Source organism: Streptomyces sp. NPDC005408 (assembly GCF_040606445.1).
Lineage (GTDB): Bacteria > Actinomycetota > Actinomycetes > Streptomycetales > Streptomycetaceae > Streptomyces.
The window spans coordinates 125,494-149,312 of sequence record NZ_JBEXEX010000015.1 but is presented as its reverse complement, the minus strand read 5'-3'; the positions used below and the strand labels follow the sequence as shown (position 1 = coordinate 149,312).

The following is a 23,819-nucleotide window of genomic DNA, read 5'->3' as shown; positions in this document are numbered from 1 at the left end:
GTACGGACGGCGGACACATGACGGCTGCGTACGGAACGGGGCGGACGCTCTGGCGGGGCGCGAAGTCAGGGCGTCGGCGCGGATCGGCGGACGACCAACTCCGTCGGGAGGACGACCGGTTCGTCCGGAGCAGGGGTACCGCCGAGGTGGGCGAGCAGCATCCGCGCCGCCGTCTCGCCCATCTCGCGCATCGGCTGGCGCACGGTCGTCAGCGGCGGTTCGGTGTGCTGCGCCACGGGGATGTCGTCGAAGCCAACGACGGCGATGTCGTCGGGCACGCTCAGGCCCGCGGCGCGCAGGGCCCGCAGCACGCCGGCCGCACTCAGGTCGTTGTGCGCGAAGACCGAGTCGAAGGAGACACCCTCGGCGAGGTGCCGTTCGACCGCGAGCTGTCCCGACAGCTCGGTGAAGTCGCCCTCGGCGATCAGCTCGGTCGGCAGGACGTCGAGGAAGCCGTCCAGCCGGTCGCGTACGCAGCCGAAGTGGCGGCGGCCGGTGACGATCAGGGGGCGGGTGCGGCCCGTGGCCAGCAGATGGCGGGCGGCGGACGCGCCGCCTTCGCGGTTGGTGGTCGCGACGGACGGGAATTCGGGGTGGTGGCCGCGGTCGTCGATGAGGACGACCGGGAGACCCTCGCGGTGCATCGCGGTGATCGTGTCGAGGGTGTTCTCGGGTTCGATCACCAGCAGTCCGTCGAAGGCGCGGGCAGAGACCTGACTGGTGAAGTGCTCCACGGACTCGGGGCCGCGATTGCAGGTGAAGAGCAGCAGTCCGTAGCCCGCGGCCTCGACGGTGTCGACGACTCCCTGGAGGACTTCGCCCATCCACGGCCAGGTGAGCGGGGGCGTGAGCATTCCGACCGTACGGCTGCTGCCGCGGGCCAGTCCGACGGCGCCGCTGCTGGGCACATAGCCGAGGCTTGCGATCACTTCACGAACGCGGGCGGCCGTGCCGACGTCCACTTCGCCCTTGGTGTTCAGGACACGGGACACGGTGGTCTTGCTGACCCCCGCCTCACGTGCGACGTCGGCGATCGTGACTCGCATCGGAGGCCTCCGCGTCGAGGACTTGAGCAGGTACTGGAACCGGTCCCGGAACCGGTACCGAGGCCTGGGCGGTGAGTTAACCCTCGAGCAAGAGTGCCGTCAATACTTCACGTCGAGATTGGTCCGATCCCAACTTCGGGGCGGATCTTGGCTGTTATGCGTTCAGATCCTGAATGCGCAAACCCTTGACGGCCGTAGCCACTGGCAGTTCACTCACGCCTCGTCCCCCACATCACTGCCAGAGAGGCCCAGCCCATGGCACGACGTACGAGAACGATCAGAATCCTGCTGGCATCGGCCCTGGCCGCGGCCGGACTCACCGGTCTGACGACCGGCTCCGCGCAGGCCGCGGGCGAGCAGGTGAACATCTGGCTGACCACGACCGACGACGCCGGCGGCCGTCATGTCACACGCGGGCTCCAGCAGCAGACGCCCCTCACCTTCCAGCCGGGAAGCGGCGGTTCGGGAACCAGCATCACCGTCGACGAGAACACCCGCTTCCAGACCTTCACCGGCGGCGGAGCCTCTTTCACCGACACAGCGGCCTGGCTGATGAAGAGCAGCGGCGCACTGTCCCAGGCGACCCGCGACGACACGATGAAGAAGCTCTTCTCCCCCACCGAGGGAATCGGGCTCTCCTTCGTGCGCAATCCGATGGGCGGCTCCGACCTGGCCCGCTTCGGCTACACCTACGACGACGTCCCGGCCGGACAGACCGATCCGTCGCTGTCGAAGTTCTCCGTCGCACACGATCTCGCCGACGTCCTGCCGCTGACCAAGCAGGCCAAGCAGCTCAACCCGGCGCTGACGACGGTGGCATCACCGTGGACCGCGCCCGCGTGGATGAAGGACAGCGGGCAGCTCAACGGCGGCTGGCTGAAGTCGGAGTTCTACGGGGCTTACGCCAACTACTTCGTGAAGTATCTCCAGGCCTACCGCGACCAGGGCATCCCGGTCGACTATGTCACCGCTCAGAACGAGCCCACCTGCTGCGACAGTTATCCGTCGATGAGCTGGAACGCCTCGGGTCTGGCCTACTTCACCAAGAGCGAGCTGCTGCCCAAGCTCCAGTCCGCGGGCCTTGCGACCAAGGTCCTTGCGCACGACTGGAACTGGGACACGTACGACGCGTATGCCGCGGCCACGGTGAACGACGCGGCGGTGCGCAGCCACCCCAACTTCGGCGGGATCGCCTGGCACGGATACGGCGGCAATGTCTCCAAGCAGACCGATGTGCACAACCAGTACCCGCAGCTGGACGCCTTCCAGACCGAGCACTCGGGCGGTACGTGGATCGCCAATCAGCAGCGCGAGGACATGACGGACATCATCGACTACACCCGTAACTGGGCGAAGTCGGTGACGAAGTGGTCCCTGGCCGTCGACCAGAACCGGGGTCCGCACAACGGCGGCTGCGGCGTCTGCGACGGGCTGATCACCGTCCACAACGGCGACGGGCGGCACGGCCAGGTCGACTACATGATCGAGTACTACACGATGGGGCATCTGACGAAGTTCGTCCGCCCCGGCGCGCAGCGGATCGCCTCCACCGCGAGCTCGGCCGTGCCGAACGTGGCCTGGCGCAACCCCGACGGCTCGAAGGCGCTGATCGCGTACAACGACTCCTCGTCGGCGCAGTCCCTCACCGTCAACTGGGGCGGCCAGCACGCCACGTACTCCCTGCCCGGCAAGACGTCCGCGACCTTCACCTGGTCGGGCACGCAGGCGGGCGGCGGTTCCGACACGACCGGCAGCCTCGTCGGCCTGGCCGGGAAGTGCCTCGACGTGGCGGGCGGCGCCGGCGCGGACGGCACGGCCGTCCAGCTCTGGGACTGCAACGGTTCGGCCGCCCAGCGCTGGACGATCCGCTCCGACGGCACCGTCCAGGCGCTCGGCAAGTGCCTCGACGTGACCGGAGGATCGACGGCGGACGGCACGAAGGTCCAGCTGTACGGGTGCAACGGCTCGGGCGCACAGCAGTGGCAATGGCAGGCGTCCACCGGCGACCTGGTGAACGCCCCGGCCGACAAATGCCTTGATGTGACGGACAATTCGTCGGCGAACGGGGCCCGGGCGCAGATCTGGTCCTGCACCGGAGCCGCCAACCAGAAGTGGCGGCTCCAGCCCTGAGCCCTGCGGTTACTACTCGGCGGGCTCGACCCCGGCGCGCAGCAGTCCGTATGTGTACGCGTCCTCAAGTGCCTGCCAGGAGGCGGCGATGACATTGTCGGCAACGCCGACCGTGGCCCACTCGCCGCCTCCGTCGCCCGTGGTGATCAGGACGCGGGTGGTGGACTCGGAGCCGTGCCGGCCTTCGAGGATGCGGACCTTGTAGTCGATCAGCTCCAGCTTGGCGAGCTGCGGGTAGATCTTCTCCAGGCCGACCCGCATCGCCCGGTCGAGGGCGTTGACCGGGCCGTTGCCCTCGGCGGTGGCGACGATGCGCTCGCCCTTGGCCCACAGCTTCACGGTCGCTTCGTTGGCATGGGTGCCGTCGGGGCGGTCCTCGACGATGGCGCGCCAGGACTCGGTACGGAAGTAACGGCGTGCCCGGCCCTCCGCCTCCTCGCGCAGCAGCAGCTCGAAGGAGGCGTCCGCGGCCTCGTAGGTGTAGCCCCTGAGCTCGCGCTCCTTGACCCGCTCGACGACCCGGCCGACGAGCTCGCGGTCACCGCCGAGGTCGATGCCGAGCTCCTTGCCCTTGAGCTCGATGGAGGCGCGGCCCGCCATGTCGGAGACGAGCATCCGCATGGTGTTGCCGACCTGCTCGGGGTCGATGTGCTGGTACAGATCGGGGTCGACCTTGATGGCCGAGGCGTGCAGTCCGGCCTTGTGGGCGAAGGCCGATACGCCGACGTAGGGCTGGTGGGTCGAGGGCGTGAGGTTGACGACCTCGGCGATGGCGTGCGAGATCCGGGTCATCTCGGCCAGGGAGCCCTCGGGGAGGACCGTCTTGCCGTACTTGAGCTCCAGCGCGGCCACGACCGGGAAGAGATTGGCGTTGCCGACGCGCTCGCCGTAGCCGTTGGCGGTGCACTGGACGTGCGTCGCGCCCGCATCGACGGCGGCGAGGGTGTTGGCGACGGCGCAGCCGGTGTCGTCCTGGGCGTGGATGCCGAGGCGTGCGCCGGTGTCCGAGAGGACGGTGGAGACGACGGCCTGGATCTGGGCCGGGAGCATCCCGCCGTTGGTGTCGCACAGCACGACGACATCGGCGCCCGCGTCGGCCGCGGCGCGGACGACGGACTTGGCGTACTCCGGATTGGCGCGGTAGCCGTCGAAGAAGTGCTCGCAGTCCACGAAGACGCGGCGGCCCTGTTCGCACAGGTGGGAGACGGTGTCGCGGACCATCTCCAGGTTCTCTTCGAGGGTGGTGCGCAGGGCCAGCTCGACATGCCGGTCATGCGACTTGGCGACCAGCGTGATCACCGGAGCGCCCGACTCCAGGAGGGCCCTGACCTGCGCATCCTCAGCGGCCCTGGCGCCCGGGCGGCGGGTGGCGCCGAAGGCGACGAGCTGGGCGTGCTGGAAGGTGATCTCCTGCTGGGCGCGGGAGAAGAACTCCGTGTCCCGGGGGTTGGCACCGGGCCAGCCGCCCTCGATGAAGCCCACGCCGAAGTCGTCCAGGTGCCGGGCGATGGTCAGCTTGTCCGAGACGGTGAGGTTGATGCCCTCGCGCTGGGCTCCGTCGCGGAGCGTCGTGTCGAAGACATGGAAGCTGTCGTCGGTCTCCGTGGTCATGGCTGAGTTGACTCCTGTCGGGTTCGTGGCTCCGGAAGTTCTGGCTCCACTTGCCCCCATCTTCGCGCGGTTCGTTCCTGGGCCGGGGTGGGGCCGTAAAACGAAAAAACCCCTCGCGGGTGCGAGAGGTCTGCGCGCGGGTCTGGGGCACGGTGTCGCTGTCGTGGGGGGTTACTGTCCACGGGTCAGCGGTCACTGCGGACCGGCGCGCTCTTGCCGATAATCATGGCGTACGAGAGCACGGTGGCAGTCTGCCACAGCCTGGGCGGGGGTGGACGGGAGTCTCACGATGCGGTCGGGGTGCCCCCGGGACTCCGCCCCGGACCCCGCGCCTCAAACTCCCCCAGACTTCGTCCGGGGGACCCCCACGGGGCTGAATGTGCGGCCGGGCCGCACATTCAGCCCCGCCGGCGTTTGAGGACACGCGCGAAGGGCGTCAGGCCACCCGCGAAGGGACGGTCTCCACCTCCTGGTCCGGCACCGCGACCCGCTTCAGATCAATGTCCCGCGTCTCCCGCATCGTCAGGTAGACCACCAGCGACACCGCCGCACACCCCGCCACGTACCAGTAGAACCCCGACTCCACCCCCGCGTCCTTGAACCACAGCGCCACATACTCCGCCGTCCCGCCGAACAGCGCGTTGGCGATCGCGTACGGCAGCGCCACTCCCAGTGCGCGGATGCTGGTCGGGAACAGTTCCGCCTTCACGCAGGCGTTGATGGACGTGTAGCCCGTGATCACGACCAGCGCGAGCAGCGAAAGCCCGAGCGCCGGCCAGAACGAACCCGCGTGCTTGAGCAGCGTCATGATCGGGACCGTCAGGAACGTCGAGCCGACCGCGAAGGTGATCAGCAGCGGACGGCGGCCGATCCGGTCGGACAGCTTGCCCGCGAGCGGCTGGAGGCAGGCGAAAACGATCAGCGCGCAGAACGAGACGAGCGTCGCCGTCTGCTTCGGCAGCCCGGCCGAATTGGAGAGGTACTTCGTCAGATAGGTCGTGTATGTGTAGTAGGCGACCGTCCCGCCCATCGTCAGCGCGATGACCAGGAACGCCTCCCGCTTGTGCGCCCACAGCGCCTTGATCGTGCCCTTGTCCCCGGCGGGGGTGTCGTCGCCGGACTCCTCGTACACCTCGGTCTCGAGCATGTTGCGCCGCAGATAGAAGACGATCGCCGCGCCCAGCGCCCCGATGATGAACGGGATGCGCCAGCCCCAGCTGTGCAGCGCGTCGTCCGACATCGTGCGCTGCAGCACGATCTGCAGGCCGAGGCCGACGATCTGGCCCGCGGTCATCGAGACGTACTGGAAACTGGAGGCGAAGCCCCGGTGCTGGGGCGCGGACGCCTCGGTCAGGTAGGTGGCGCTGGCCGCGTACTCGCCGCCGACCGAGAGGCCCTGGAGCAGCCGGGCCACGAGCAGCACCACCGCGCCCCCGTATCCCGCCACCCCGTAGGTCGGCGCGATCGCGATGAGGACGGCGGAGGCGGACATCAGGCTGACGGTGAGGGTCAGCGCCGCCTTGCGGCCCTTGCGGTCACCGACGCGGCCGAGCAGCCAGCCGCCGACGGGGCGCATGAAGAAGCCGACGGCGAAGATGCCGGCGGTGTTCATGAGCTTGGCGGTGTCGTTCCCGTCGGGGAAGAACGCCCCCGCGAAGTAGGTGGCGAAGCTCGCGTACACGAACCAGTCGAACCACTCGACCATGTTGCCGGCGGAGCCGACCCAGATCTTTTTCCAATGCTCTCGTCCCATGATCCGAAACCGTGCCGGAGGGGCCGGGAGGCGGACAAGGGTGCAGTAAGCAACGATCGGGAGTACTTGCGTACGTTGCGTTCATGGACCGATCAGGGCAGCAGTGAGTCCTCGATGAACTCCTTCACATGAGCGAGGACTTGGGGCCGCCCGGTACCCGGTATGCCGACGGCGACATGGACACTGAACCCGTCGAGGAGGGCACGCAGCCGGGCGGCGAAGCGGTCGGGGTCGACGGAGCGGAACTCGCCGCGCGAGATCCCTTCGGCGATCAGCGCGACCAGATCCCGGTGCCAGGCCCCCTCGATGGCGGCCTGGCGAGCGCGGGCGTCGGCGTCGGCGTTCTGCGAGCGGTTCCAGACCTCGAGCCAGAGCGTCCAGTGGGGATCGCGCGGCCCGTCGGGCACGTACAGATCGACATACGCGTCGAGCCGCTCACGCACGGGACCCTGCCGGGAGAGCAGCGCACTGCGCTCCGCACCGAGGCGGCCCTCGCTCCACTCCAGTGTCTGGAGAAGGAGCTCGTCCTTGGTGCGGAAGTAATAGAGCAGATGCCCGCTGCTCATCCCCACCTCACGCCCGAGCCCGGCCATGGTCAGCCCGTCGAGCCCGCGCTCGGCGATGGTGGCCATGGCGGCGACGAGCACGGACTCCCGTGGCGGCGCGATATTGCGACGGCGGGGGGCGGGGGTCATACGGCGACAACCACCTTCAGGAACACGTTCACCCGTATGTTCTACCTGATCGCGAACCGGCGGGTGGACGGACCATCAGACCCTCGGCTGCTGCTGAGTGATGCAGTGGATGCCGCCGCCCCCGGCGAAGATCATCCGGGCGTCGACCAGCGTCACCGTGCGGTCGGGGTAGAGCCTGCGGAAGATGCCCGCCGCGATCTCGTCGCGCGGGTCGTCGAAGGCGCACAGCACCACGCCGCCGTTGCAGACGTAGTGGTTGATGTACGAGTAGTCGGCCCAGCCGCCGTCCTCCTCGCGCAGGGCCGTCGGCGCGGGGATCTCGACGATCTCGATGCGGCGGCCCCGGGCGTCCGTCTGGAGCTTGAGCATTTCCACGTTCTCCTTGCAGAGCTCGTGGTCGGGGTGGGCCGGGTCCGGCTGTGTGTGGGCGACTATGACGCCCGGGCCTGCGAAGGCGGCGACGATGTCGACGTGACCGAGGGTGCCGAAGCCGTGGGGCGGGTAGTCCGCGGTCAGGCCGCGGCGCAGCCAGATCGCCTTGGTCGTGCCGAGCTTCGAGTGGATCTCGGCCTCGACCTCGTCCCTCGACCAGCCGGGGTTGCGCTCGGGGCCGAGCTGCACGGTCTCCGTCAGCAGCACCGTGCCCTCGCCGTCGACATGGATGCCGCCGCCCTCGTTGACGAGGGGCGAGCTGTGGACGGGTACGCCCGCGAGGTCAGCGACATGGCGGGCGATCTTCGCGTCGTGGTCCCAGGTGGCCCACTGCTGCGCGCCCCAGCCGTTGAACACCCAGTCCACGGCGGCCAGTCGCGTCCCGTCGGTGACGAAGGTGGGGCCGATGTCGCGCATCCATGCGTCGTCCAGCTCGCGCTCGACGAGGTCGATGTCCGGGCCGACCAGCGCGCGGGCCTCCTCCGACTGGCCGGGGCCGACGACCATGGTGACCGGTTCGAAGCGGCGTACGGCCTGGGCGACGGACGCCCACGCCCGGCGGGACGCAGCCAGGTCGTCCCCGGTGAAGGTGATGTTCGGGCCGGGCCAGGCCATCCAGGTGCGCTCGTGCGGGGCCCACTCGGGCGGCATACGGAAGCTCATGGGTCGGACTCCTAGAGGACTAGAGGGCTGGGGCTAGAGGAAGTAGAGGCGGTTGAGGGAGATCGAGTCGGCGGGCTCGGACCGCAGCGCGTCGCCGTCGAGCGTGACCAGGCCGGTGCGGCCGTCCACCCCCACGTCGCCGATACGGGAGTTGAGCCGCAGATCGGCCGGGCCGATGCCGCGGGTGCCGCGGACGGCGACCCGGCGGCGGCGCGTCGGCATCATGTCGGAGCCCAGTTCGGTCGCCGCCTTGGCGACGAAGGCGACCGAGATGTCCGCGGCCGTCGCTCCGTACGACCCGAACTGCGGCCCGAGGACCAGCGGTTCGCAGGTGTCGGTGGCGGCGTTCGGGTCGCCCGTCACTCCGTACGCCGGGAAGCCCGACTTCAGTACGAGCTGCGGCTTCGCCCCGAAGTACTGCGGCTTCCACAGGACGATGTCCGCGAGCTTGCCCACCTCGATGGAGCCGATCTCGTGCGCGAGGCCGTGCGCGATCGCGGGGTTGATCGTCAGCTTGGCCATGTAGCGCAGCACGCGCGCGTTGTCGTCGTGCGCGCCGTCGCCCTCCATCGGGCCCAGCTCGGCCTTCATCTTCCCGGCCATTGCAAAGGTGCGGCGTACCGTCTCGCCCGCGCGCCCCATGCCCTGCGCGTCCGAGGAGGTGATGCCGATCGCGCCGAGGTCGTGCAGTACGTCCTCCGCGCCCATCGTCCCGGCCCGGATCCGGTCGCGGGCCATGGCCGCGTCGCCGGGAAGGTCGGTCTTGAGGTCGTGTACGGAGACGATCATCCCGTAGTGCTCGGCGACCGCGTCCCGGCCGAAGGGCAGGGTCGGGTTGGTTGAGGAGCCGATGACATTCGGCACGCCCGCCATTTTGAGCACGTTCGGGACGTGGCCGCCGCCGCAGCCCTCGATGTGGAAGGCGTGGATCGTACGGCCGTCGAGGACCTTCAGCGTGTCCTCGACCGAGAGGCATTCGTTCAGGCCGTCACTGTGCAGGGCGACTTGGACGTCGTGCTCCTCGGCGACCCGCAGCGCGGTGTCGAGGGCGCGGGTGTGCGCGCCCATGTCCTCGTGGACCTTGAAGCCGGACGCGCCGCCCTCGGCGAGCGCCTCGACGAGCGGGGCGTCGTCGGAGGACGATCCGCGGGCGAGGAAGCCGATGTTGACGGGCCAGGCGTCGAAGGCGTTGAAGGCGTGGCGCAGGGCCCACGGCGAGTTGACGCCGACGCCCCAGACCGGGCCGAACTCCTGGCCGATGACGGTGGTGACACCGGAGGCGAGCGAGGCCTCCATGATCCGCGGCGAGAGCAGATGGACATGGGTGTCGACGGCACCGGCTGTGGCGATCATGCCCTCGCCGGAGACGATCGACGTGCCCGTGCCGACGACGACGTCGACACCGTCGAGGGTGTCGGGGTTCCCGGCCCGCCCGATCGCCGCGATCCGGCCCTCGCGGATGCCGACGGACACCTTGCGGATGCCCTGCACGGGGTCGATGACCAGCACATTGCTGATCACGACGTCGCAGGTCTCGCGTACGGCCGCGGCCTTCAGGTGCAGTCCGTCGCGCGCGGTCTTGCCGAAGCCGGCGAGGAATTCGTCGCCGGGCTTCTGCGCGTCCGACTCGACGCGGACGACGAGTCCGGAGTCGCCCAGGACGACCCGGTCACCCGCGCGCGGCCCGTGCACCGATGCGTACTCGTACGGGTCCATCAGCGGCCCTCCGCTCCCAGGTAGCCGCAGGCCGCCGCGCGCCGCAGGGCCTCTTCCTTCGCGCCCGGCCCGTCCAGCGGGCCGTCGACGAGCCCGGCGAAGCCGATCGCGATCCTGTCGCCGCCGATGGGCAGCAGGCCGACCTCGGCCTCGCCGCCCGGGCCGAAGCGGACGGAGGACCCGGCGGGGACGCACAGGCGCATGCCGTAGGCCGCGGCCCGGTCGAAGTCGAGCCGGGGGTTGGCCTCGAAGAAGTGGAAGTGCGAGGTGACGCTGACCGGGACGGCCGCGGTGTTGCGGACGGTGAGCCGCAGGGCGGGCTCCGGCTCGGCGTCCGCGGGCCCGGGGACGACCGCGCCGGGTGCCTGCGCTCCAAGACCGCCGCCGCCGATGGGGCTGGAGACCACGGCGAGCCGCGATCCGTCGTCGAAGACGGCCTCCACATGAACCTCGGTGACCACGTCCGCCACCCCGGGCAGTACGTCGTCGGGACCCAGCACGCTGCGCGCGGCCTCGATCGCCTCGGCGAGCCTGCGTCCGTCGCGGGCCGCCTCGCAGACGGTGTCCGCGATGAGCGCGGTCGCCTCGGGGACATTGAGCCTCAGACCACGGGCCCGGCGGGCCCGCGCCAGTTCGGCGGCGCCGAAGATCAGCAGCCGGTCGCGCTCGGTCGGGGTCAGTCGCACGTCACCACACCTCCTGTTTGAACACCACTCTAACCACGAGTTTCTTTTCACGGAAGCATTGACCGACCACCACGCCTTGAGTCACATTGAGCAGCACTCAAACAGTCGAGCGTCAGGGGCAGCCCATGCCGATAGAACAGCGCGGAGTGGACACCATCCCGGAGGCGGAACGCACCAGCACCCCCCGGGATCTCATCTCGATCCTTCTCGGATCGAACCTCTGCCTGGGCGTCATCGTCTTCGGCTGGCTTCCGGTCTCCTTCGGTCTCGGCCTGTGGCCGGCGGTCACCTCGATCGTCGCGGGCACGGTCGCCGGAGTCGCGGTCACCGCGCCGCTCGCGCTCGTGTCGCTGCGTACCGCGACGAACCTGTCGACCTCCAGCGGCGCGGCCTTTGGCGTACGCGGGCGGCTCGTCGGCTCCGTCGTCGGGCTGCTGCTGTCGCTCGGGTACACCGCGCTGACGCTCTGGATCGGCGGCGACGTGATGATCGGGACGCTGGCCCGGATCGCCGGACTGCCGACCGGCGGGGTCGCGCACACGCTCGTATACGCGCTGCTCGCCGCGTGTACCGTCGTCGGAGCGGTGTACGGCTACCGCCTGCTGCTCCGGCTCAGCAAGGTCCTGGCGATCGGCATGACGGCGCTGCTCCTGCTCGGCCTGATCGCGTACGCCCCCGACCTCACCACGGCCGCCCCGCCGGACACCCCGTACCTCCTGGGCTCCTTCTGGCCGACCTGGCTGCTGTCCGCGGTCGCCGCGGGTCTGAGCGGCCCGATCGCCTTCATCACGCTGCTCGGCGACTACACGCGCTACATCTCACCCCTCAAGCACCAGCCGAAGCGGGTGCTGCGGGCGACCTGCGTGGGACTGGTCGCGGGTCTGCTGATCCCCCAGCTCTTCGGCACGTACACGGCACTCGCGGCCCGCGCCTCGCTCGACTACGCGGGCCCGCTGGTGGCCGCGTCACCCGTCTGGTACCTGGTCCCGCTGCTCCTGGCCGCCACGGCCGGCTCGGTCGGCAACGCCGGCCTGATGCTCTACTCGATGGGCCTAGACCTGGACGCGATCCTGCCGCGCGCGACCCGGACGCGGGCGACGCTGGTGGTCGCGGCGGTGGCGACCTTCTTCGTCTTCCTCGGCCATTTCGCGTGGAACGCGCAGTCGGCGATGACGTCGTTCGTGCTGCTGCTGACGGCGATCGGCACGCCGTGGGCGGTGATCACGATGATCGCCCATGTCCGCAACGGCGGCGAGTACGACGCGGAGGCGCTCCAGGTCTACAACCGCCGCGCGCGGGGCGGCATCTACTGGTTCCGCGCGGGCTGGAACGCCCGGGCCACGGCGAGTTGGGCGATCGGCGCGGCGGTCGGCCTGATGGCGGTCTCGACCCCGCTGTACGAGGGTCGGCTGCTGTCGCTGACGGGCGGAGTGGACTGCAGCTTCGTCTTCTCGGGCCTGGTGGGCGGCGCGAGTTATCTGGCCATGGGACTCGGACGGGCACAGGCGCGGGAGCGCACGCCCGAGCCGGAAGTGGCCGTTGCCTGACCCTGCCGCGCCAAGCACTCGGGCCCGCCCCCTGCCGTGCAGGGGGCGGGCCCGTTGCTGACCGGCGCGTGTCAGCCCAGCTCGTGGGTCCAGCCGTGGACGTCCTCGGCCCTGCCCGTCTGGATGTCCAGCAGCGCCTTGCGCAGCCGCAGCGTGACCTCGCCCGGCTGGCCGCCGGACTGCTTCCACTCGCCGCCCGCGGACTTCACCAGGCCGACCGGCGTGATGACCGCGGCAGTGCCGCAGGCGAAGACCTCGGTGAGCGTGCCGTTCTCGGTGTCGGCCTTCCACTGGTCGATGGAGACCCTGCCCTCCTCGGACTCGTAGCCGAGGTCCTTGGCGAGCCGGAGAAGCGAGTCACGGGTGATGCCCGCGAGCAGCGAGCCGGTGAGCTCGGGGGTCACGATGCGGTTCCCGTACACGAAGTACAGGTTCATGCCGCCCAGTTCCTCGACCCACTTGTGCTCGACGGCGTCGAGGTAGGCGACCTGGTCGCAGCCCTTCGCGGCGGCCTCGGCCTGGGCGAGCAGGGACGCGGCGTAGTTGCCGCCGGTCTTGGCGTCGCCCATGCCGCCGGGGACGGCGCGCACCCGGTCCTCGGACAGCCAGATGGAGACCGGCTTGACGCCGCCGGGGAAGTAGGCGCCCGCGGGCGAGGCGATGACGATGAAGAGGTACTCGTTGGCGGGCCGCACGCCCAGGCCGACCTCGGTCGCGATCATGAAGGGGCGCAGGTAGAGCGAGGACTCGCCGCCGTGCGCCGGGACCCATGCCTTGTCCTGCTCGACCAGCGCGTCGCACGCCGCGATGAAGGTCTCGACCGGCAGCTCCGGCATCGCCAGGCGGCGGGCCGACCTCTGGAAGCGCTCGGCGTTGGCCTCGGGGCGGAAGGTCACGACCGAGCCGTCGGGCCGGCGGTATGCCTTGAGGCCCTCGAAGATCTCCTGCGCGTAGTGCAGGGTCATATTGGCCGGGTCGATCGACAGCGGCGCGTACGGGACGAGCTGTGCGTCGTGCCAGCCACGCCCCTCCGTCCACTTGATCGTCACCATGTGGTCGGTGAAGTGGCGGCCGAATCCGGGGTTCACCAGGATCGCCTCGCGCTCCGCGTCGGACAGCGGGTACGAGGAGGGCTTGAGCTCGATCGTGGGCGTCGTCATGAGTGCAGTGTCCTTCACCGGTTGTTTGTGACGGACCGCGCTCACGCCGCTGCGACTGCTAGGACGTCCGAGCTTTCCCGCATGCCGCGGCCCGCGTTCGATTATCGCTCGCGGGGCACCGTGCACGAAACGGGGTGAAGGCGGTCCAGGGATGAATGGTGGCACCCGGAGGCCGCACAGGAGAAGCCGCCGGGTGCGTTGCGACCCGGCGGCTTACTGAAAGCGTCGGGTCAGCCCGCTACTCGTACCGCGAGCGCGTCGCCGATTTCGTCCGTCGTACGGACCGTGCTGCCGTCGCGTCCCGCCAGGTCGGCGGTGACGGCATCCTCGATCCGCACGGCCTCGGCCTCGAAGCCGAGGTGGCGCAGCAGGAGGGCGACGGACAGGATCGTGGCCGTCGGGTCGGCCTTGCCGGTGCCCGCGATGTCGGGCGCCGAGCCGTGGACGGGCTCGAACATCGACGGGAAGGCCCCCGTCGGGTTGATGTTGCCGGACGCGGCCAGGCCGATACCGCCGGTCACGGCGGCGGCGAGGTCGGTGAGAATGTCACCGAAAAGGTTGTCGGTGACGATGACGTCGAAGCGCTCCGGCTGGGTGACGAAGAAGATCGTCGCCGCGTCGACGTGCAGATAGTCGGTGGTGACCTCGGGGTATTCCTTGCCGACCCGGTCGAAGATGTTCTTCCACATGTGACCGGCGTAGACGAGGACGTTGTTCTTGTGAACCAGCGTCAGCTTCTTGCGGGGGCGGGAGTTGGCCCGCTCGTACGCGTCACGGACGACGCGCTCGACGCCGTACGCCGTGTTGAGGCTGACCTCGGTGGCGACCTCGTGCTCCGTGCCCGTACGGAGCGAACCGCCGTTGCCGGTGTACGGGCCCTCGGTGCCCTCGCGGACGACGACGAAGTCGATGTCGGGGCGGCCGGCCAGCGGCGTGGCGGTGTTCGGGAACAGCTTCGACGGACGCAGGTTGACGTAGTGGTCGAAGGCGAAGCGGAGCTTGAGCAGCAGCCCGCGCTCCAGCACACCGGACGGCACGGACGGGTCGCCGATCGCACCGAGCAGGATCGCGTCGTGGTTCTTGAGGGAGTCGAGTTCCGCGTCGGGGAGGGTCTCTCCGGTGCGGTGCCAGCGCTGGGCGCCGAGGTCGTACTCCTTGGTCTCCAGCTTCACATCCTGCGGGAGGACGGCCGTCAGGACCTTAAGGCCCTGGGCCACGACCTCCTGGCCGATGCCGTCACCGGGGATCACTGCGAGATTGATGCTGCGAGACATGTCGGCACCCTACTCCGCGTCCCACCCCGTGACATGTAGCGTCCACCATCCGGACGGTGCCGGAGGATGAAAGACCGCAGGATGAAAGAGCTGAAAGAGCTCAGTGGCCGGTGGAGCCGCCGTTGTCCCTGCGGTCGAGGGCTCGCTGCAGGGCGGCGGCGGCATTCTTGCGGTCGGACTCACTCGTACGGGAGGAGTGGCGGACGCGGCGTGCGGTCTCAGCGGGCATGGTGATCGACTCCTTGAAATCAACGTGATTCGAGGCGCCGGAAGGGGCGGCGAGCGGTGCCGCAGGGGTTGCCTGCTCAGGGGCACGTGCTCACGACCGCCATTCGCTGGATCGAGCGAGACGTTCGGCTTCTACAAAGCTAGGACAGGTACGCGCTTCTGTCTCCACAATTAGTCGGACTTCCTACTATCTGAGACGGCGATCACCGGGAGAGGGCTCTCAGCTCGCGGATCAGAGCCCTGACAGCGACACTGCGCGCCAGCTCAGGGGTGGTGACATAGCCGACGGAGCGGGTCGGGCGCTCCGGTCCGAGATCAGTGATCTCGACTGTGGCCGGCGCTCCGGTCAGCGACAGCTCCGGCATCACGGCCATCCCGAAGCCACTGCTCACCATCGAGAGCACTGCTCCGTCGTCCTCCGCCAGGACGGTCGCCTTCGGCAGCCACTCCTGCTCCGCCCACCATTCCCGCGTGTACGAGGTGCAGTTCTCGGCCCAGTCGACCAGCGGGAGCGAGCGCGGCGCCGGGTGCCCGGCCGGGTGGACCAGGGCGTACCCCTCCTCCACCAGCACTCCCCCGACCAGCTCCGGCGGTACGGGAGAGGTGGTCCCGATCGTCGCGATGCCCAGGTCGGCGTGCCCGTCGGCGACCTCCCCCGCCGTGCCGCGGCCGAGCTCGCGCACCATCCGCACCTCGGGCTGGATCCCGGGGTGGCGTGCGGTGAGTCGTTCCAGCGCGGGCGGCAGCAGATGCAGGGCGGCACTGCGGAAGGCCGCGATGCGCAGCGGTCCCGCCACCGTCTCCGCCTCCGCACCGCGCGCCTCGGCACCCAGCGTCTCCAGGAGACGCAGAATCCTGCGGGCGTGCGCGACGGTCCGGGTCCCGGCCGCGGTCGGGGTCGCGCCCCGGCGGCCGCGCTCGAAGAGCACCGCCCCGATCTTGCGCTCACTGGCGCGCACCGAGTGCGAGACCGCGGACTGGGTCATGCCGAGGGCGGCGGCAGCGGCCGAGAATCCGCGCTCGCGCTCGACGGCGATCAGTATGCGCAGCTCGTGAGGTGCCAGATCGGGCATCGGGGCTCCCACCTCGTCGTATGAGGAGTGTTGATGGATAAGGCCGTTCCATCGACGCAACCCACTGCCCGGCCGTGTGATTCCTCCCTAGGGTCCTGCACATGATCACCGTGCAGCAGACCGCGCGCCCCACCGGCTTCCCCTCCCCCGAGCACTTCACCTTCGTCGAGGCTCCCGAGCCCGCCCCCGGGCCGGGCACGGCGCTGGTGGAGAATCTCTACTGGTCCGTGGACCCGTACCACCGCGAAATGATGGACGGGGACTTCGAGTTGAACGCCCCGCTTGAGGGCCGCGCCCTCGGCCGTGTCGTCGCGTCCCTCGACCCGGGGCTGAGCGAGGGAGACCTGGTCTTCCACCGCCAGGGCTGGCGTACGCACTCGCTGGTGACGCTGGGGACGAACGGCAGCCGGAAGATCAAGCCGTACGACGGTGTGTCGCTCTCCGCGTATCTGAGCATCCTCGGCGGGACCGGCCTCACCGCCTATGTCGCCCTCACCCGGACCGTTCAACTGAAGCCCGGAGACGACCTGTTCGTGTCCGCGGCAGCGGGCGGCGTCGGCACCGCCGTGGCGCGGATCGCCCGGCTCCTGGGCGCAGGACGGATCGTCGGCAGCGCGGGCTCGGCCGCGAAGGTCGCGCACCTCACCGAGCACCTGGGCTTCGACGCAGCCTTCGACTACCACGACGGCACGGTGCGCGAGCTGCTGGCGAAAGCGGCGCCCGAGGGCATCGACGTGTACGTGGACAACGTCGGCGGCGACCATCTGGAGGGCGCTATCGCCTCGTTGCGGGATCGTGGGCGGATCGCCTGGGTCGGCGCTGTCGCCCAGTACAACACCGCCGAGGCGCCGGCCGCGCCCCGCAATCTCTTCGCCGTGGTCGAGAAGTCGCTGCGGCTGGAGGGGGTGCTGGTACGCAACTACACCGATGTGCAGAGCGAGTTCGAGGACTTCCTCGTACCGCATCTGCAGAGCGGGCACATCGCGCCGGATGTCACGGTCGTCGAGGGTTTCGAGCGGATTGTGGAGGCGTTCCTCGGCATGCTGCGGGGCGAGAACCTGGGGAAGATGCTCGTCAAGGCGTAAGCGCTCCGCCGAGGCGAGATGCCCCCCAGGTCCGTGGTCCGCGGTCAGATCTCGCAGTTGGTCTCGAAGTCGGCGCCCGCTTCGCCGTCGCAGTCGTCCGTACCGGCGTTGCCGTTCAGGACGTCGGCGGCGGGACCGCCCCTGAGGGTGTCGTTGCCGGCTCCGCCGTCGATGCTGTCGGTCCCGCCCACCGTGGTGACCGATGCGCCGGTCTGGTCGACGTTGTCGCCGTACAGGACGTCGTCCCCGCCGCGCCCGACGATCACATCACGCCCGGCGGTCGCTCCGGTGGGGTCTCCCAAGCCGCTGTCTCCGACAATCGCGAACTCGCCCGCGCTGCCGCCGAAGATCCGGTCGTTGCCGGAGCCGATCGCGGTGCCCCCGGAAGCGGCATGGTCGCCGGTCGCGATCGTGCCGCCGTCCGCGCCCAGGTCCACGATGTCGTCACCGCCGGCCCCGTTCGCGTTCCCCACGATGGAGACGCTGTCGCCCGTCGCATCGCCGAGTTCGCCGGGGCCTTCCAGAAGCACATCGTCGCCGGCCCCGGAGACGTCGAAGAAGGCCACCGAGTCCCCGATGAGGGCGTCGTTGCCCTCGCCGCCTTCGAGACGGTCGTTCGCACCGCCGGAAGCGGACTCCCCGCTGGTGTCGCCGGTCAGGCTGTCGTCGCCCGGCCCGCCGTACAAGGAGTCGGGCGCTGCGCCACTGGCCACGCCCTGGAAACCCGCGGAGTTGTCTCCCACCATGCCGTCGTCGCCCGCGCCACCGAACAGACGGTCCCTTCCGGTCGCGGTGGTCACGCCGGTCACGTCGAAGCTGTCGCCGACCAGCCCGTCATTGCCGTCGCCGCCGTCGAGCTGGTCATTGCCCGGGCCGCCTCTCAGAAGGTCGTCGCCTCCCAGACCGCAGATCAGGTCGTTGCCGCCGAGCCCGTCGATGATGTCAACGCCGGCGGTGCCGACGATCACGTCCGGGCCCGGCGTCCCGGTCGTGGTCGTGGTCGTCACCGGGGCGCCGAAGCACGTCGCCACCTGGGCTCCGGCTTCCGCGGCCCCCAGGCCGACGAGGGCCGTCGCCGCGAAGACGTTCGCGCAACAGATCAGGAGGATTCGCCGGACGGGTCTCGTTCTGCGTTTCTCTGGCATGGCTGCTCCCTGTGTGAGGCCGTGATCACTGGCCCGGGATCCCTTCCAGCACAGGGCGCAGGGGACGCGCGGCGAAGCCCCATTCATCCATTCAGATTCGCGATCGAATGCGCAGTTCAGCAGGTGTTCACTGATCTCTTCCCGCACGGCTGTGGACCATTGCAGGTGGCCTACCAGAACGGCTGGTACGACTTCACGGTCACGGCCGATGCGGACTCGACGTGGTCGCGGCGGTACACCGGCCACATCGAGACCGGGGCGGCGTCCGTCAGCGGCTGACCGTCAGGTCCTGGAGGCCCACGACCCTGAGCAGCGCCAGCCGCTCGTGGGCCTCCGTCCCCGGCCGGGCCGAGTGCACGACCAGGACCTGGCCCTGGCCGGGAACGGCCAGCACCTCGCAGTCCAGTTCCAGCAGGCCGACCACGGGGTGGACGAAGCGCTTGACCGCCGAACGCCGGACCGCCACCTCGTGCTGCTCCCAGAGCGCCGCGAACTCCGCACTCCGGTCGAGCAGTTCGGCCACCAGACCGGCCGGTCCCGGGTCCTGCGGCCGGGCTGCGAGCACCGCCCGCAGCTGGGCCGCATGGGTGCGCGCGTGCTCTTCCCGGTCCTCGGGCGGGAAGAGCTCGCGCGTACGCGGATCGGTGAAGTAGCGGTGGATGATGTTGCGGCCGGGCTCCGCCTCACCGGCGAGTGCGACGGCCATGGCGTTCTGCGCGAGGACCTCGCCCCAGTCGCTCATCACCTGCGCGGGAGCGTCGTACAGCCGGTCGAGCACCATCAGCAGACCTGGCCGGACATGGAGCGACGATCCCTGTGTCTCGCGCGGCGGCTCCTCGCCCGCGAGATGGAAGAGATGGTCGCGCTCGTCCTCGCTCAGCCGCAGCGCTCTGGCCAGCGCGGACAGCATCTGGCGTGAGGGGCGCGAGCCGCGGGCCTGCTCCAGGCGGGTGTAGTAGTCGGTGGACATCCCGGTGAGCTGGGCGACCTCTTCGCGGCGCAGCCCGGGTGTGCGGCGGCGGGCGCCGGCCGTCAGCCCGACGTCCGACGGGTCCAGCCGGGCACGGCGGCGGCGCAGGAAGTCGGCGAGTTCGGTTCTGTCCACCCCTCCAGCATGGCCGGGCGGCTGATCCGTATCCAGGCCGTATCCAGGGAGTGCCGGTCCCTGGATGGACGCGTCTCTCCCGCGCCGCGGCGGCGCCGCCCAGTGTGGGTGGCACGACGAGAGGAGAGCGTGATGCTGACGCTGGTGACGGGTTCGACGGGTGAGGTCGGGCGGCGTTTCGTACCGCGGCTGCTGCAGCGCACCGCGCCCGGCGACACGGTCCGGGTGCTGGTGCGGGACGAGGAGCGAGGCGAGCCCCTCGCTGGGCTGGGCGCCGAGATCGCGGTCGGTGAGCTGCGGGACGAGGCGAGTGTGCGCAAGGCGCTGGCCGGTGCGGATGCGGTGGTGAACATCGCGGCGGCGTTCCGCGGGGTACCCGACGAGGAGGCGTGGGCGGTCAACCGGGATGCCGCCCTCAGCCTCGGGCGGGCCGCGCTGGAGGCCGGGACGGGCAGGTTCGTCCAGGTCAGCACGAATCTCGCGTACGGCACGGGCCGCGGGCGGCCGCTGGTCGAGGACGACGAGCCGCTGCCCGGGGGGCCGATGTGGGGTGCGTATGCCGCGTCCAAGGCCGAGGCGGAGGCCGGGCTGCTGGCCCTGCACCGGGAGCAGGGCCTCGATGTACGGATCGGCAGCCTGGCCTTCGTGTACGGCGAGGGCGATCCGCATCTGGCCCAGTCCCTGATGTGGGCCGGACACTGGGCCGGGCACCAGCGGCTGCCGATGGTGCACCACGCGGATGTGGCGCAGGGTCTGCTGCGCCTGCTGTACGCGCCGGGGGCTGCGGGCCGCAAGTACAACATCGCGGACGACGCTCCGGTGACGGCGGTGGAGCTGCATCAGCTCAACGGGACCGCCGTACCTGAGGAGTTGGCGGAGCGGACCGATCCCGACCCGTGGCTCGGGGTGGTGTCGACCGTACGGATCCGGGACGAGCTCGGATTCCGTCCGCTGTATCCGTCGGTGTGGACGGCGCGGGACGCGGGGGCGCTGTGAGCCGCTGCCGGACAGGACCTAGAGGACGTCGCCGTCGCGCCAGTCGAAGGTGAGTTCGCGGCCGGGGTCCGGGAGCGGACGGTTCGCCGCCGGGCGGACGTAGGTACTGCCCTCCTCGTCCGGCAGCGGAACGATCCGGCCCGGGCCCTGCGCGGCGATCGGCCCCTCCCAGACCTGCCAGCCGCGGGCCCGGTACAGCTCGGCGCCGGCGTCGGACGAGGAGAGCGCCCCGAACTCGTACGCGCCGTCGATCACCCGCTCCAGCGTCTCCATCACCAGTCCGCCGAGGCCGCGCCGCCGCCGGTCCGCGCGGACCGCCACCCCCTCGACGTATCCGATACGCAGCGAGCGGTGGCCGTGGATCACGCGGCGCTGGATCACGCTGCCGTGCGCGACGAGCTCCCCGTCCTCGTGCACCAGCGCATGGATGCCGCCCAGGCTGTGGTCCCAGTCGTCGTCGCTGAAGGCGCCGTGGAACGCGTCCGTCAACAGGGTGCGGATTTCGAGGAGTTCGGCGGGGCCGAGTTCGAAGGTGTGGGCGGTGCGCAGCGACTCACTCATGCTCCGCATCTTCTCAGGCCACCTCCGCCCGCGACCGCTAGTGCAACCGAGGGGTTGCACCTTTCGGCAGTGACGTGCAACCATTGGGTAGCACGTCATACCCGACCAGGAGGCAGGGATCATGAGCAAGGACCGCATCGAACGAGAGATCACCATCGCCGCACCGGTGGAGCGCGTGTGGGCCGTGCTCACCGAGCCCGAGCACATCGGCTCCTGGTTCGGCCAGGGCAAGCCGACCCCGGTCGACCTGCGGCCGGGCGGGACCATGGAACTCGACCACGGCACGTACGGACAGTTCCCGACCACGATCGTGAAGGTCGACCCGCCGCACCACCTCTCGTACCGCTGGGCGAGCGCCTTCCCCGGGGAGCAGGCCGTCGAAGGCAACTCCACCCTGGTGGAGTTCACCCTCACCCCGGACGGCGACGGCACGCACCTGCGCGTGGTGGAGACCGGCTTCGCCGCCATCGCCATCCCCGAGGACAAGGTCGACACGGCCGGATACGAGGGCCACTCGGCCGGCTGGACCGAGGTGGTCGGCAACCTCCAGAAGTACGCGGAGAAGCTTGCCGCATGACGACGGAATCGGACCAGGATGCCGTGACGGAGGTCCTGTCCGCCCTGGCGGACCCGACCCGCCGCCGGATACTGGACGCCCTCGCCGCGCACGGCGAGGCGACCGCCACGGTCCTGGCGACGGAGCTGCCGGTCAGCCGGCAGGCGATCGTCAAGCACCTCGCGGTCCTCACCCGGGCCGGCCTGGTGGCCGGACACCGGGAGGGCCGCGAGGCGCGCTACACGGTCCTGCCGGCGCGGCTGGGCGTCACGGCGCGGTGGATGGACCGTGTGGCCTCGGACTGGGACACCCGGCTTTCGGCGATCAAGCGCCTCGCGGAGTCGGATCCGGAGGCGGAGGCGGACACAGCTACGCCGTAATCTTCCGGTTCAGCTCCCGCGCAAGCCCGGCGACCCACTCGCCGAACTCCTGCCGGTGATGCACCTGTCCCCCGCACAAGGCACTGACCTGCGCATCAGTAAGCCGGTTCGGTCCGTCCACGGTCAGCAGACCGCTCAGTTCCCGCAGTACGGAGGCGAGGCGCACGGCATCGGTGTGCTCGACCGGATCGACCCCGTGCCCGGCGTTCAACGTCGTTGAACCTGGCATCACGCCCTCCTTCCGGCACCCCCTTCCAGCAGCGTAGACCCGCACAACGTGAACCGCCCCCGTCCCGGCGTGGGGGCCGGGACGGGGGCGGGGTTCAGGGTTCACGCGAGGCGTGTCAGCCCATGTGCGGGTAGGAGTAGTCCGTCGGCGCCACCAGCGTCTCCTTGATCGCGCGGGTCAGCGTCCAGCGCATCAGGTTCTGCGGGGCACCCGCCTTGTCATTGGTGCCGGAGGCGCGGCCGCCGCCGAAGGGCTGCTGGCCGACCACCGCGCCGGTGGACTTGTCGTTGATGTAGAAGTTGCCCGCGGCGTACCGCAGCTTCTCCATCGTGTACGCGGCCGCCGCACGGTCGTTGGCGATGACCGCGCCGGTCAGGGCGTACGCCGACACCGACTCCATCTGCTCCAGCATCGCGTCGTACTGGTCGTCCTCGTAGACGTGGATCGCGAGGAACGGGCCGAAGTACTCGGTGGTGAAGACCTCGTTGGCCGGGTCCGAGCACTCGACGACCGTCGGGCGGACGAAGTAACCGACCGAGTCGTCGTAGGTCCCGCCCGCGACGATCGTGCAGCTCGGGTCCTCCTTCGCGCAGTCGATCGCGGCCTTGTTCTTGGCGAAGGCACGCTCGTCGATCACGGCGCCGACGAAGTTCGACAGGTCGGTGACGTCACCCATCTTGATGCCGTCGACCTCGGCCGCGAACTCCTCCTTGAAGCCGGAGTTCCAGATCGAGGCGGGGACGTACGCACGCGAGGACGCCGAACACTTCTGGCCCTGGAACTCGAAGGAGCCACGGGTCAGCGCGGTCTTCAGCACCGCGCGGTCGGCGCTCGGGTGGGCGACGACGAAGTCCTTGCCGCCCGTCTCACCGACGATGCGCGGGTAGGAGCGGTACTTCTCGATGTTGTTGCCGACCGTCTTCCACAGGTGCTGGAAGGTCTTGGTCGAGCCGGTGAAGTGGATACCGGCCAGGTCGGGGTGGTTCAGCGCCACGTCGGAGACGGCGATGCCGTCGCCCGTCACCAGGTTGATGACGCCCTTGGGCAGGCCCGCCTCCTCGAGCAGCTGCATCAGCAGCACGGCGGCGTGCGTCTGCGTCGGGGACGGCTTCCACACCACGACATTGCCCATCAGGGCCGGGGCGGTGGGCAGGTTGCCCGCGATGGCGGTGAAGTTGAAGGGCGTGATCGCGTAGACGAAGCCCTCGAGCGGGCGGTGGTCCAGACGGTTCCACACACCCGGCGAATTGGCCGGCGGCTGCTCGGCGAGCAGGTCGCGGGCGTACTTGACGTTGAAGCGCCAGAAGTCGACGAGCTCACAGGGGGTGTCGATCTCGGCCTGCTGCGCGGTCTTCGACTGGCCCAGCATGGTGGAGGCGGCGAGCGTCTCGCGCCACGGACCGGCCAGCAGCTCGGCCGCGCGCAGGATGATCGCGGCGCGGTCGTCGAAGTCCATCGCACGCCACGCCGGAGCGGCGGCCAGCGCGGCGTCGATCGCGTCCTGCGCGTCCTGCTGGGTGGCCCCGGCGAAGGTGCCGATGACGGACTTGTGGTTGTGCGGCTGTACGACGTCGAAGCGCTCGCCGCCGCCCATCCGCTTCACGCCGCCGATCGTCATCGGCAGCTCGATCGGGTTCTCGGACAGCTCCTTGAGCTTGGCCTCCAGACGGGCGCGCTCGGGGGAACCGGGGGCGTAGCCGTGCACCGGCTCGTTGACCGGGGCGGGGACCTGGGTGACAGCGTCCATG

The 23,819-nt window shown here is 70.0% G+C and carries 23 protein-coding genes; 7 read left to right on the top strand and 16 right to left on the bottom strand.

Translation table 11 applies throughout. The features are described 5' to 3' along the window. Nucleotides 1-65 precede the first annotated feature (65 nt). Nucleotides 66-1,046, bottom strand: a complete 981-nt coding sequence (locus ABZS64_RS17120) for a LacI family DNA-binding transcriptional regulator (protein WP_355829604.1) — start codon at nucleotides 1,044-1,046, stop codon at nucleotides 66-68. A gap of 255 nt (nucleotides 1,047-1,301) precedes the next feature. On the opposite strand from ABZS64_RS17120, the gene ABZS64_RS17115 reads away from it, so the two are divergent. Further along, complete coding sequence (locus ABZS64_RS17115) at nucleotides 1,302-3,176, top strand: ricin-type beta-trefoil lectin domain protein (protein ID WP_355829601.1); 1,875 nt, start codon at nucleotides 1,302-1,304, stop codon at nucleotides 3,174-3,176. Nucleotides 3,177-3,188: 12 nt separating this feature from the next. On the opposite strand, the gene cimA is transcribed toward ABZS64_RS17115, so the two are convergent. From cimA to ureA, 6 genes are all read right to left on the bottom strand, one after another. After that, entirely contained in the window at nucleotides 3,189-4,787 is a 1,599-nt protein-coding gene (cimA, locus tag ABZS64_RS17110) for a citramalate synthase (RefSeq protein WP_355829600.1), read from the bottom strand. Between the two features lie 436 nt (nucleotides 4,788-5,223). Continuing rightward, nucleotides 5,224-6,540, bottom strand: a complete 1,317-nt coding sequence (locus ABZS64_RS17105) for an MFS transporter (protein WP_355829597.1) — start codon at nucleotides 6,538-6,540, stop codon at nucleotides 5,224-5,226. A gap of 92 nt (nucleotides 6,541-6,632) precedes the next feature. Next, nucleotides 6,633-7,235 carry a TetR/AcrR family transcriptional regulator gene (locus ABZS64_RS17100; protein WP_355829595.1) on the bottom strand — a complete coding sequence of 201 codons (603 nt, stop codon included), beginning with the start codon at nucleotides 7,233-7,235 and terminating at the stop codon, nucleotides 6,633-6,635. A 75-nt stretch (nucleotides 7,236-7,310) separates the two neighbouring features. Beyond that, complete coding sequence (locus tag ABZS64_RS17095) at nucleotides 7,311-8,330, bottom strand: agmatine deiminase family protein (RefSeq protein WP_355829592.1); 1,020 nt, start codon at nucleotides 8,328-8,330, stop codon at nucleotides 7,311-7,313. A 33-nt stretch (nucleotides 8,331-8,363) separates the two neighbouring features. Then, the gene (locus ABZS64_RS17090; protein WP_355829590.1) at nucleotides 8,364-10,046 is read right to left on the bottom strand and encodes an urease subunit alpha; all 1,683 of its coding nucleotides are present in this window, start codon (nucleotides 10,044-10,046) and stop codon (nucleotides 8,364-8,366) included. Beyond that, nucleotides 10,046-10,732, bottom strand: coding sequence for an urease subunit gamma (ureA, locus tag ABZS64_RS17085; protein WP_355829587.1), 687 nt, complete (start codon nucleotides 10,730-10,732; stop codon nucleotides 10,046-10,048). The genes ABZS64_RS17090 and ureA overlap by 1 nt, the downstream gene beginning before the upstream one ends. A gap of 125 nt (nucleotides 10,733-10,857) precedes the next feature. On the opposite strand from ureA, the gene ABZS64_RS17080 reads away from it, so the two are divergent. After that, entirely contained in the window at nucleotides 10,858-12,279 is a 1,422-nt protein-coding gene (locus ABZS64_RS17080) for a cytosine permease (RefSeq protein WP_355829584.1), read from the top strand. A 71-nt stretch (nucleotides 12,280-12,350) separates the two neighbouring features. Here ABZS64_RS17080 and ABZS64_RS17075 read toward each other — a convergent pair whose 3' ends face one another. The 4 genes from ABZS64_RS17075 to ABZS64_RS17060 form a co-directional block, all read right to left on the bottom strand. Then, nucleotides 12,351-13,439, bottom strand: a complete 1,089-nt coding sequence (locus ABZS64_RS17075; RefSeq protein ID WP_355829581.1) for a branched-chain amino acid aminotransferase — start codon at nucleotides 13,437-13,439, stop codon at nucleotides 12,351-12,353. Between the two features lie 230 nt (nucleotides 13,440-13,669). Further along, nucleotides 13,670-14,713, bottom strand: a complete 1,044-nt coding sequence (locus tag ABZS64_RS17070) for a 3-isopropylmalate dehydrogenase (protein ID WP_355829578.1) — start codon at nucleotides 14,711-14,713, stop codon at nucleotides 13,670-13,672. Nucleotides 14,714-14,813: 100 nt separating this feature from the next. Continuing rightward, a complete protein-coding gene (locus ABZS64_RS17065; protein ID WP_326652808.1) occupies nucleotides 14,814-14,942 on the bottom strand; it encodes a hypothetical protein in 129 nt (42 codons plus the stop codon). Nucleotides 14,943-15,144: 202 nt separating this feature from the next. Then, nucleotides 15,145-16,014: a LysR family transcriptional regulator gene (locus ABZS64_RS17060; protein WP_355829575.1), complete on the bottom strand. Its 870-nt coding sequence runs from the start codon at nucleotides 16,012-16,014 to the stop codon at nucleotides 15,145-15,147. 101 nt (nucleotides 16,015-16,115) lie between these two features. On the opposite strand from ABZS64_RS17060, the gene ABZS64_RS17055 reads away from it, so the two are divergent. Next, nucleotides 16,116-17,099, top strand: coding sequence for an NADP-dependent oxidoreductase (locus ABZS64_RS17055; protein WP_355829572.1), 984 nt, complete (start codon nucleotides 16,116-16,118; stop codon nucleotides 17,097-17,099). A 44-nt stretch (nucleotides 17,100-17,143) separates the two neighbouring features. On the opposite strand, the gene ABZS64_RS17050 is transcribed toward ABZS64_RS17055, so the two are convergent. Next, nucleotides 17,144-18,244, bottom strand: coding sequence for a calcium-binding protein (locus ABZS64_RS17050; protein WP_355829570.1), 1,101 nt, complete (start codon nucleotides 18,242-18,244; stop codon nucleotides 17,144-17,146). Between the two features lie 123 nt (nucleotides 18,245-18,367). Between ABZS64_RS17050 and ABZS64_RS17045 the strand changes: the two genes are divergently transcribed. Beyond that, entirely contained in the window at nucleotides 18,368-18,523 is a 156-nt protein-coding gene (locus ABZS64_RS17045; RefSeq protein WP_355829648.1) for a hypothetical protein, read from the top strand. Here the strand turns inward: ABZS64_RS17045 and ABZS64_RS17040 are convergent. After that, nucleotides 18,513-19,349, bottom strand: a complete 837-nt coding sequence (locus tag ABZS64_RS17040; RefSeq protein ID WP_355829568.1) for a helix-turn-helix transcriptional regulator — start codon at nucleotides 19,347-19,349, stop codon at nucleotides 18,513-18,515. The genes ABZS64_RS17045 and ABZS64_RS17040 overlap by 11 nt on opposite strands. 132 nt (nucleotides 19,350-19,481) lie before the next feature. On the opposite strand from ABZS64_RS17040, the gene ABZS64_RS17035 reads away from it, so the two are divergent. Continuing rightward, the gene (locus tag ABZS64_RS17035) at nucleotides 19,482-20,345 is read left to right on the top strand and encodes an NAD(P)-dependent oxidoreductase (RefSeq protein WP_355829565.1); all 864 of its coding nucleotides are present in this window, start codon (nucleotides 19,482-19,484) and stop codon (nucleotides 20,343-20,345) included. An 18-nt stretch (nucleotides 20,346-20,363) separates the two neighbouring features. On the opposite strand, the gene ABZS64_RS17030 is transcribed toward ABZS64_RS17035, so the two are convergent. After that, nucleotides 20,364-20,906 (bottom strand): GNAT family N-acetyltransferase, encoded by a 543-nt coding sequence (locus ABZS64_RS17030; protein WP_355829562.1) that lies wholly within the window; start codon nucleotides 20,904-20,906, stop codon nucleotides 20,364-20,366. Nucleotides 20,907-21,027: 121 nt separating this feature from the next. Between ABZS64_RS17030 and ABZS64_RS17025 the strand changes: the two genes are divergently transcribed. Continuing rightward, entirely contained in the window at nucleotides 21,028-21,483 is a 456-nt protein-coding gene (locus ABZS64_RS17025) for an SRPBCC family protein (RefSeq protein ID WP_355829559.1), read from the top strand. After that, nucleotides 21,480-21,842 carry a metalloregulator ArsR/SmtB family transcription factor gene (locus ABZS64_RS17020; RefSeq protein ID WP_355829556.1) on the top strand — a complete coding sequence of 121 codons (363 nt, stop codon included), beginning with the start codon at nucleotides 21,480-21,482 and terminating at the stop codon, nucleotides 21,840-21,842. Before ABZS64_RS17025 ends, ABZS64_RS17020 begins: the two co-directional genes overlap by 4 nt. On the opposite strand, the gene ABZS64_RS17015 is transcribed toward ABZS64_RS17020, so the two are convergent. Together ABZS64_RS17015 and pruA are read right to left on the bottom strand one after the other, a co-directional pair. After that, complete coding sequence (locus tag ABZS64_RS17015; RefSeq protein ID WP_355829553.1) at nucleotides 21,832-22,071, bottom strand: hypothetical protein; 240 nt, start codon at nucleotides 22,069-22,071, stop codon at nucleotides 21,832-21,834. The two genes, ABZS64_RS17020 and ABZS64_RS17015, sit on opposite strands and share 11 nt — an antisense overlap. A gap of 115 nt (nucleotides 22,072-22,186) precedes the next feature. Further along, on the bottom strand, nucleotides 22,187-23,818 hold the full coding sequence (pruA, locus tag ABZS64_RS17010) for an L-glutamate gamma-semialdehyde dehydrogenase (RefSeq protein WP_355829550.1): 1,632 nt from the start codon (nucleotides 23,816-23,818) through the stop codon (nucleotides 22,187-22,189). Nucleotide 23,819: the final 1 nt, after the last annotated feature.